The organism is Mucilaginibacter sp. P4_G9, assembly GCF_056400985.1.
The window spans coordinates 1-6,939 of the sequence record NZ_JBFUKF010000267.1; the positions used below are offsets into that span (position 1 = coordinate 1).

The 6,939-nt window shown below is 42.8% G+C and carries 9 protein-coding genes; 3 read left to right on the top strand and 6 right to left on the bottom strand.

Features of this window, described 5'->3' with window-relative positions; genetic code table 11:
- From AC1DPZ_RS19045 to AC1DPZ_RS19065, 5 genes are all read right to left on the bottom strand, one after another.
- A partial coding sequence (locus tag AC1DPZ_RS19045) for a CHASE3 domain-containing protein (RefSeq protein ID WP_477406323.1) occupies positions 1 to 600 on the bottom strand: 600 nt, incomplete at its 3' end.
- Between the two features lie 98 nt (positions 601 to 698).
- Entirely contained in the window at positions 699 to 1,124 is a 426-nt protein-coding gene (locus tag AC1DPZ_RS19050; RefSeq protein WP_477406325.1) for a hypothetical protein, read from the bottom strand.
- A 149-nt stretch (positions 1,125 to 1,273) separates the two neighbouring features.
- Positions 1,274 to 1,603, bottom strand: a complete 330-nt coding sequence (gene gldC / locus AC1DPZ_RS19055) for a gliding motility protein GldC (protein ID WP_477406327.1) — start codon at positions 1,601 to 1,603, stop codon at positions 1,274 to 1,276.
- Positions 1,604 to 1,701: 98 nt separating this feature from the next.
- A complete protein-coding gene (locus AC1DPZ_RS19060; protein ID WP_477406329.1) occupies positions 1,702 to 1,968 on the bottom strand; it encodes a hypothetical protein in 267 nt (88 codons plus the stop codon).
- 30 nt (positions 1,969 to 1,998) lie between these two features.
- A complete protein-coding gene (locus tag AC1DPZ_RS19065; protein WP_477406331.1) occupies positions 1,999 to 3,351 on the bottom strand; it encodes a DEAD/DEAH box helicase in 1,353 nt (450 codons plus the stop codon).
- Positions 3,352 to 3,546: 195 nt separating this feature from the next.
- On the opposite strand from AC1DPZ_RS19065, the gene AC1DPZ_RS19070 reads away from it, so the two are divergent.
- On the top strand, positions 3,547 to 4,188 hold the full coding sequence (locus AC1DPZ_RS19070; protein WP_477406333.1) for a hypothetical protein: 642 nt from the start codon (positions 3,547 to 3,549) through the stop codon (positions 4,186 to 4,188).
- Positions 4,189 to 4,338: 150 nt separating this feature from the next.
- On the opposite strand, the gene AC1DPZ_RS19075 is transcribed toward AC1DPZ_RS19070, so the two are convergent.
- On the bottom strand, positions 4,339 to 5,223 hold the full coding sequence (locus AC1DPZ_RS19075) for an NAD(P)H-binding protein (RefSeq protein ID WP_477406335.1): 885 nt from the start codon (positions 5,221 to 5,223) through the stop codon (positions 4,339 to 4,341).
- An 84-nt stretch (positions 5,224 to 5,307) separates the two neighbouring features.
- On the opposite strand from AC1DPZ_RS19075, the gene AC1DPZ_RS19080 reads away from it, so the two are divergent.
- Entirely contained in the window at positions 5,308 to 5,724 is a 417-nt protein-coding gene (locus AC1DPZ_RS19080; RefSeq protein WP_477406337.1) for a winged helix-turn-helix transcriptional regulator, read from the top strand.
- A 102-nt stretch (positions 5,725 to 5,826) separates the two neighbouring features.
- A partial coding sequence (locus AC1DPZ_RS19085; protein WP_477406339.1) for a dihydroorotase occupies positions 5,827 to 6,939 on the top strand: 1,113 nt, incomplete at its 3' end.

Here is a 6,939-nt window from a genome sequence, read left to right on the forward strand (position 1 = left end):
AAACACGATAATAACCAGGAATATCAACGAACCGCAAACAATGATGATAACGGTGAGATCTGAGGCTTTTTCTGTTTTGTTTTTACGGACATTAAGCAATTTGTGTTCATTATCAATAACACCGGCAACAAGCTTGCGTATCATATCCATATTTTGCTTGCCTTTAACAAATATGTTATTTGCAACCATATATTCAAGCCCTTTGCTATCGCGGGTTTCAATATTTTCTTTTAAAATGTTACGCTGGGCGGCGACCAAAGAAATTAATGAATCGAGCCGTTTTTGTTGGGCGTGGTTATCTTTGGTGAGGGCTCTTAGTTCCTGCAAATCTCCGTCAATATGCGGCAATGCTTCGTTATATGGATCAAGGAATGTTTTTTCTCCGGTTGCTCCATAACCACGGGTACCTGTTTCAGCATCTGTCATATGCTGCAGTAAACTATTTGATGATTTAATAACATTTTCGGTATGGTCGACCATTATGTTATCCTCCTCTAACTGGCGGATGCTTAAATAGGCCAATACCCCTACCACCAAAACCAATATAATGGATATAACAAAACCGGCGAATACCTGCCCGCGAAAAGAGAATTTTAACATTTAAAACTTATTTAACTGATACAAATATGTTTAAAAAAACGTGTCCCTGTATGAGGTTCAGCTAATAAACATTTCATTTGAAGAATAAATTGTTTTAATCAAATTACTTCCGGTGGTTTTACATAACCCTTGGGCTTACTGCTTAAGGCACCCGCTAATGCCAGTACGGCACCGGCAAATAATACCCACCACCCCCATTTAAATTTAATATGCCTGGTTAAAAAGGCATCAAACTTTTTAAACGGAATAAAACTGAATGCTGTATGTACTTTAAAAATAGCGGCCAATAGCAAAACAACTACCAAAGCCAATGATAGCCAGGCTGTGATTCGCATAAGTTTGGGCTGGTTCAAAAACGATACAACCACACCAATAACTGCTACCAATAAAAGCATCATACCATATGGCTGGCTAAGCTGATAAACATCCCAGTTAAATAAACCAAGCGGACGCAATAAAGGGCAATAAGTACCCGCAAAAAGCAGTACAAAGCCTGCAAATGATAAAATTGAGCTAAGGCGCATATTTAAGTATCAAGTAGTTAGTATCAAGTAGCAAGACAGCTACAGTAGTAAACAAAATTAGTATCATTTTTGGTAAAATATCGGGACATTTTCCAAATCTCCCATCAAAAATCTTGCTACTTGATACTAACTACTTGATACTAAAAAAATCATTGTTTAATTTCCATTTTATCGGCAAAGTGGGCACAGTAATCACGCAGGTCTTCTACAATGTTTTTTTCGCCTGTTGCGCGTAAAAAGCTATCACCCATGGTTTGCAGCGTTTCGTAAAAAAAACGTTTCATCTCATCAACCGGCATATCTTTTGTCCAGAGATCAATGCGCAGGGTGTTTTTATAATGCTGATCCCACAGTGCCAGCATGAATGATTTTACTGGTAATGCTTCTTTTGAGGCAGAATCGGTTGATTCCCACATGATGGTTTCAGGAACATTATTATCGTCAAGGGTAACAGTCAGCTTTATTTCAGCAGTTTTCATTTGTATGGATTATTAAAGTCGCAAAAGTATGCTATTTTAATGCGACGGGATTATAATGAATTTGTAATTTTCCGCAGGAACTCACCAATACCTGGTTTTTATTTAACCATCAAAAATATAATAACCACCAAAGCCATAAAGCTTAGCTCAATGATCCATAATTTTTTAAGCTCTGCAAAAAAGTTACGAAAAATAAGATCGAGGAAAAACACAACCACCGCAAACAGCAAAAATATCCAGCTGATGGTGCCGCTCCAGGTTTCCAGCGGCCGGCCGGCAATGCCCGCCCCATAGATCCATATATAAACGGCTACCGCTAAAAAAAATGTGGTAGCAAAATTTAACGGGGTAATACGCAATTTCATTTCTGGAATATATTGGGTTTTTAAGGTTTATTAACGCTTTTTACGTGATGATGACCTGCTTTTACCGCCTGCAGCTTTATAGGCTTTGCCAAATTTCGCCTTGTTTTTAGCCTCATCGAATTTTTTATGCTGATTAAGGGTTTTCTTTTCGTGAAAGGCGCCCTTAAAATCGGGATCGTCCTTACGCTTTTGCATATCAATTTCTTTGGCAATCTCCTGGCGTTCGTCGTATCCGGTTTCTTCAACAAACACATCACCAGGAATAGCCGATACGGGGATGGTTTGCTTGATAAGCTTCTCGATCTTTTTGAGATAATACTCCTCTGCCGGGCCGCAAAATGTAATGGCCTCGCCCGATTGCAGGGCACGACCAGTACGGCCTATCCGGTGCACATAATCTTCAATAACCACCGGCACATCAAAATTTATCACATGGCTCACGTCGCTCACATCAATACCGCGCGAGGCCACATCTGTTGCCACTAATATTTTCACCTCATCGTTCTTAAACGAATTGATGGAATTAATGCGTGTATTTTGACCTTTGTTGGCATGCAAAACTTTAACCCCGCCTTCGCCAAATTTACGCAGCAGGAATTTATAAACATCATCTGCCACTACGCGGGTTTTGCAAAATATCATCAGCTTGGTAATATCCCCTTCGGCCTCCAGTAGTTTTCTGAGCAGGTTTATTTTGGTTTTCACGTTGGGTACATGGTACAGATGCTGATTAACCGTTTGCGCCGGTGTAGCCTGGGGGGTAACTTCAATAATGGTGGGATACTCCAAAAAGTTATTGGATAACTCATGGATCTTATCGCTCATGGTAGCCGAAAACAGCAGGTTTTGCCTTTTTACAGGTACAACTTCCAGTATGCGGTTTATTTGGGGCATAAAGCCCATGTCCATCATTTTATCCGCCTCGTCCAATACCAGCACCTGCAGGGTTTTGGTTACTATATGCCCCGCCAGGTAAATATCCATAAAGCGGCCCGGAGTAGCCACAATAATATCAACACCTTTATTGATCTGCTCTATCTGTGTTTTGGGGCCAAGGCCGCCATAAAGCACAACAACACGTAAATCAGTATTGGCGGCAAAGGTTTTTACGTTCTCCTCAATCTGCATGGCCAGCTCACGCGTTGGCGAAATAATAAGCGCGCGGGCATTATCCCCCTGGGCATATTTAAGCTTCATGATGATGGGCAGTACATAGGCCGCGGTTTTACCGGTACCGGTTTGCGCTATACCCATTACATCCTGCCCGTTCATTATAGGCGGAATAGCTTTTTGCTGAATAGGCGTAGCTTCGGTATAACCGGCATCGGCTATCGCATTTAAAATTTGCCGGTTAAAATTAAAATCTTCAAAAGTTACAGCCATGCCGCAAAGATAGGCTTTTTGTTGATTAGGGGCATTGTTAGTTAAGCACCCCTAACCTTAACCACAACTTTTACGTTTAAAAGACGGGAAAAGAGGGGTGGGAAACCAAGTACAAGATACCAGATTTAGCATATCATTCTTGTTTACTGGCCCTTACAACTTGTTCTCTCATCTAAAAACCTATAACACTAACTAATGAAAAAACATCTATTTACGCTCCTGTTTTTAATTACGGCCGCCGGGGCGGCAAACGCTCAAATTGGTAAAGGTCACTATTATATTGGTGGCAATTTTAACTACAATTATGATGGGTATGGCTACACCAACACATACACTTACACAACCGGAACCACGGTTTACACCAACCATGGTATCTCTAACCTGCAAATAAATCCCGATTTTGGATTTTTCCTGTCGAACAAGTGGTCTGTTGGTATCCAGCCCGGATACTCGCGCGTTGGCGGAACCGAAACATCAGTTTATACCGCTTTGAATAACAGCGGAACCAACAGCTACACCTATGATCATAAATATCATTCAGATGCCTTGTCATTAGGGATCCACTTTCGTTACTATTGTATGCTAACCGATAAAATAGGCGTGTTCCCGCAGTTTGGGGTTACTTCGGCTCATGATGTAAATAACTTCAAATCGGGTTCGCTTACAGTTGGTGGTAATCCTAATATTGTATTTTTTGCCACGCCTAAGCTTGCTGTAAACCTTGGTTTTGGTAACCTGCAATATGTTCATGATTACCAAACAAAAAGCAACTCATTCAATCTTGGCTTAAATACCAATATCAACTTTGGGGTAAATTATTACTGGGGTAAGAAATAGGCGAAGGACTTTCGGATAAAGGACTTTCAGATAAAGGAGCAAGGATTTTCGGATAAAGGATAAAGGATAAAGGACCTATGGACGAAGGGCTTTTTTTAAGAAAGCCGTACTGTAAAATCACAGAGCGGCTTTCTTAGTTAAGGGGGCGACTTATCCGTTATACTTTTCTGCAAATTCCTTGGCAAATGTTTCCAGGTTTATTTTGCCGGGGGTGGCGGGTTTATGCAAATCGTAATCTTCCCATAACTTTCCGCTACGCAGGGCTGCTCCCATCTCTACAAAGTTTTTGGCCATTTCTTCGGGTAAGCCTGCCTGCAGCATTCCATTCAAGGCCTGCACATCGCTAAACTCTATCCATGGCAGTCCCGGCTTACCAATGGCATTACCTAAAACGGCGGCAACTTCGCCGGTAGTGCGTTCGTCACTTACAATATAACGCACACTTTTGCCCGTAAAGTCCGTCTGAATTTCTTCGGCAATCGCGGCAGCTATATCATTTGGGTGCACCATGATCAGCCTCATATCTGCCGGATAATTTGAGCCGATGATACCCTGGTGTTTAATCAGTTCGATATCATTATAAAAATTCACGTAAAAGAAAGGTGCGCGAATAAATTTTACGGCAACGTTTTCCAGTTTATTCAATATGCCTTCCACATCGTGGATGCCCTTTATTGGTCCGGTGCCTGCATCAAGATGGGCACCAATACTGCTTAAGCCAACAACCCGTTTTACGCCAGCCTTCCTGATAGCCCCGGCATAACTTTTACCGGCATCGTTCATATACTGCCTCAGGTTTTCTGCCCCATAATTTGGCGGAACCATAGCATATACCACATCCGCCCCGGTAAATGTTTTTGCCAGGAAATCCGCATCAGTTACCGAGCCAATGGCTGCCGTAGCGCCTAATGCTTCTATGGCTGCTATCTTGTCTGCCTTACTGCTGATGACAGTTACCTGGTGACCAGCCCCTATCAGTTGTTTTGCAAGCGGCTTGCCGATATTTCCTAATGAACCAGTGATGATGATTTTCATAATTTTATATTTTGAATTTGTTGAGGACAAAGCTACATTTGTACTTACTTTTATACAAGTACTTACCCTAAAGTATGTATCACTATGACCCAGATTAAAGAAGCATCAACCATACAGGAAAACAAGCAGGCAGCATTTAAAGATTGCCCGGTAACCTATGTTATGGAGCGTATAGGCGGATATTGGAAACCAATTATATTGTTTCACCTGTTAACAGGCAGTAAGCGATATAGCGAATTAAAAAAAGCCATCCCAGCTATTACCGAAAAGGTTCTTATTCAGCACCTGAAACAACTGGAGGCAGACAACCTGGTGATCAGGGAAGCAAGATCTGTAGTACCTCCTTATGTTACCTATAGTCTCAGCGAATCGGGCATGGGCTTAAGGCCGGTAATGTATGCCATGGCTAACTGGGCCGTTGAAGATAGTGAAGCCAACGGCATACCAATTTATAAAGGTTTGGGCGACTTTCCGGGTGTGGCCCAATTTGTGGAGGTGTAGATCTTTTCTTTAATTTGTTGAAGACGCGGGTGATATCGTCCTAAATCCTAAATTTGCCCATCAATAAATCCGAAATCGAATATCCAAAATCCCAAATAAAAAATGGCTACTATCCTCATAAAATCTGCTACAATAGTTAATGAAAATAAGCAATACGTTGCAGATATACTGGTGAAGGATGGCTTTATCGACCGGATAGATGCACAGATAGATACCCAGGCAGATAAAGAAATCAACGCCGAAGGATTACACCTGTTGCCAGGCTGTATTGACGACCAGGTGCATTTTCGCGAACCGGGACTAACTTACAAAGCCGATATTCATTCAGAGTCGCGCGCGGCGGTGGCCGGTGGCATCACCTCCTTTATGGAGATGCCCAATACAGTACCCAATACTTTAACCCGGCAATTGCTTGAAGATAAGTACGGGATAGCATCGCGTAATTCGCTGGCCAACTACTCGTTCTTCATGGGTGCATCCAACGATAACCTGGATGAAGTGCTACGCACCGATACGGCAAATGTTTGCGGCATCAAAGTGTTCATGGGTTCATCAACCGGGAACATGCTGGTAGATAACCCGCAAACCCTGGATAACCTTTTTGCAAATTCGCCCATGCTCATCGCGGTGCATTGCGAGGATGAGGCTACCATTAAAAGCAACCTGAACCATTACAAACAGTTATTAGGCGAAAACATCCCGATACAGCTGCACCCAAAGATAAGAAGTGCCGAGGCTTGTTACCTGTCATCATCATTAGCGGTTGAGCTGGCTAAAAAGCACAATACCCGGCTGCATATTTTACACATCTCAACCGCGCTCGAAACACATCTTTTTGATAATACCACACCACTAAAAGATAAGCGCATAACCGCCGAGGCCTGCGTGCATCACCTGTGGTTTACCGATGCGGATTACGAGACTAAAGGCAACCTGATTAAGTGGAACCCTGCCGTTAAAACCATGGCCGACAGGGACGCCATTTTGCAGGCTGTGCTGGATGGCAAAATTGATGTTATAGCAACCGACCATGCGCCACATACCATGGAGGAGAAAGCACTGCCCTACCTGCAGGCCCCATCCGGCGGACCATTGGTACAGCATGCCCTACCTGCCATGCTGGAGCTTTATCACCATGGCAAAATAAGCCTGGAGCAAATAGCCGAAAAAATGGCGCATAACGTTGCCACCTGTTTCCAGGTAGATAAGCGCGGT

Bases quoted from the DNA above. Each gene is read 5' to 3' on its own strand.
- AC1DPZ_RS19050 (WP_477406325.1), bottom strand. From the start codon at position 1,124: ATGCGCCTTAGCTCAATTTTATCATTTGCAGGCTTTGTACTGCTTTTT.
- gldC (WP_477406327.1), bottom strand. From the start codon at position 1,603: ATGAAAACTGCTGAAATAAAGCTGACTGTTACCCTTGACGATAATAAT.
- AC1DPZ_RS19060 (WP_477406329.1), bottom strand. From the start codon at position 1,968: ATGAAATTGCGTATTACCCCGTTAAATTTTGCTACCACATTTTTTTTA.
- AC1DPZ_RS19065 (WP_477406331.1), bottom strand. From the start codon at position 3,351: ATGGCTGTAACTTTTGAAGATTTTAATTTTAACCGGCAAATTTTAAAT.
- AC1DPZ_RS19070 (WP_477406333.1), top strand. From the start codon at position 3,547: ATGAAAAAACATCTATTTACGCTCCTGTTTTTAATTACGGCCGCCGGG.
- AC1DPZ_RS19075 (WP_477406335.1), bottom strand. From the start codon at position 5,223: ATGAAAATCATCATCACTGGTTCATTAGGAAATATCGGCAAGCCGCTT.
- AC1DPZ_RS19080 (WP_477406337.1), top strand. From the start codon at position 5,308: ATGACCCAGATTAAAGAAGCATCAACCATACAGGAAAACAAGCAGGCA.